Consider the following 1772-nt stretch of genomic DNA (forward strand, 5'->3'; position numbering starts at 1 on the left):
CTCGTCAAATATGACGACGTTTCCGAACAAGACAAACAACAACTAGACCTGTACATCTCTACTCTTGCCAAGATCGATCCTCGAACATACTCACTGGATGAACAGTATGCCTACTGGGTTAAACTATACAATGCAATCACAGTTCAACTCATTGTCGATGCCTATCCAATTAAGTCGATTACCAAGTTAGGTGGCCTTTTTAGCTTTGGTCCATGGGGAGATGAAGTGATTACTGTGGCTGGACAACCGCTTTCTCTAAATGACATAGAGCATCGTATCTTACGCCCTATCTGGAACGATCCTAGAACACACTACGCAGTTAACTGTGCAAGCTTAGGTTGCCCTAACTTACAGAGCCAAGCCTTCACCGCCGCGAACACAGAACAGCTATTGGAACTCGCTGCAAAGCAGTTTATCAATAGCGATAAGGGTGTGTTAGTAAATGGTGACAATATCCGCCTCTCATCTATCTATGATTGGTTTATCGCTGATTTTGGCGATCAACAGCAGCTAGTTACTCATATCAATCGGTATCGCAAGCAACCGATCATATCGGTTAAAGGAGCGAGCTATGAGTATGATTGGGATTTAAATGTGAAGAGATAAAAGCGCTTTTAAAACGGTGAAGGTGCGTCGCAGGCAACCTGTAGTCGAAGTGCACAATACGCGGATAAAACAAAAAGACCCCAGCATTTCTGCTGGGGTCTGGAATAAGTGGCGGAGCGGACGGGACTCGAACCCGCGACCCCCGGCGTGACAGGCCGGTATTCTAACCAACTGAACTACCGCTCCGCACTGGTTAGACTCTTAAGTCTAAGTTTTTTGCCTTTGGATTTTTCTGAAATCCAAAAACAAAAAGGGAACCTGGCGATGTCCTACTCTCACATGGGGAAACCCCACACTACCATCGGCGCTAATTCGTTTCACTTCTGAGTTCGGAATGGAATCAGGTGGGTCCAAATCGCTATGGTCGCCAAGTAAAATTCTTTACGTTTTGCTTTAAACTCTATGCATAAAGTTTATAACAAACAGTAACTGGTGCTGATACCCAGACTCGAACTGGGGACCTCATCCTTACCAAGGATGCGCTCTACCACCTGAGCTATATCAGCATCAAGATATCCCTGTGGGACTAAAAAAGCCCGTTCTTACAAACGGGCTCTTAGTAATTTAAAGCCTGGCGATGTCCTACTCTCACATGGGGAAACCCCACACTACCATCGGCGCTAATTCGTTTCACTTCTGAGTTCGGAATGGAAATCAGGTGGGTCCAAATCGCTATGGTCGCCAAGCAAATTCTTTAATCTGGAAAGCTGCTAAAGTTCTTACACATTCAATGTTCTTACATCGAGTCCGCAAAACCCTTTGGGTGTTGTATGGTTAAGCCTCACGGGCAATTAGTACAGGTTAGCTCAACGCCTCACAGCGCTTACACACCCTGCCTATCAACGTTCTAGTCTCGAACAACCCTTTAGGACCCTCAAGGGGTCAGGGAAGACTCATCTCAGGGCTCGCTTCCCGCTTAGATGCTTTCAGCGGTTATCGATTCCGAACTTAGCTACCGGGCAATGCGTCTGGCGACACAACCCGAACACCAGAGGTTCGTCCACTCCGGTCCTCTCGTACTAGGAGCAGCCCCCTTCAATCTTCCAACGCCCACGGCAGATAGGGACCGAACTGTCTCACGACGTTCTAAACCCAGCTCGCGTACCACTTTAAATGGCGAACAGCCATACCCTTGGGACCGACTTCAGCCCCAGGATGTGATGAGC

1 protein-coding gene, 2 tRNA genes and 3 rRNA genes are annotated in these 1772 nt (G+C 47.5%); 1 reads left to right on the plus strand and 5 read right to left on the minus strand.

The annotated features are described in order from the left end of the window. Positions 1 to 606: DUF547 domain-containing protein (locus DA100_RS08065; protein ID WP_138971706.1), on the plus strand; the 606-nt coding region annotated here is incomplete at its 5' end. A 109-nt stretch (positions 607 to 715) separates the two neighbouring features. Here DA100_RS08065 and DA100_RS08070 read toward each other — a convergent pair. The 5 genes from DA100_RS08070 to DA100_RS08090 form a co-directional block, all read right to left on the minus strand. After that, positions 716 to 792: transfer RNA gene (locus DA100_RS08070), tRNA-Asp, on the minus strand. Positions 793 to 862: 70 nt separating this feature from the next. Beyond that, a 5S ribosomal RNA gene (rrf, locus tag DA100_RS08075) occupies positions 863 to 978 on the minus strand. Between the two features lie 58 nt (positions 979 to 1036). Beyond that, positions 1037 to 1112: transfer RNA gene (locus DA100_RS08080), tRNA-Thr, on the minus strand. A gap of 63 nt (positions 1113 to 1175) precedes the next feature. After that, positions 1176 to 1292: ribosomal RNA gene (gene rrf / locus DA100_RS08085) — 5S ribosomal RNA — on the minus strand. A gap of 84 nt (positions 1293 to 1376) precedes the next feature. Then, positions 1377 to 1772: ribosomal RNA gene (locus DA100_RS08090) — 23S ribosomal RNA — on the minus strand; the annotation flags it as partial.

The sequence above is a fragment of the Vibrio sp. Hep-1b-8 genome (assembly GCF_006124995.1).
Taxonomy (GTDB): Bacteria; Pseudomonadota; Gammaproteobacteria; order Enterobacterales; family Vibrionaceae; genus Vibrio.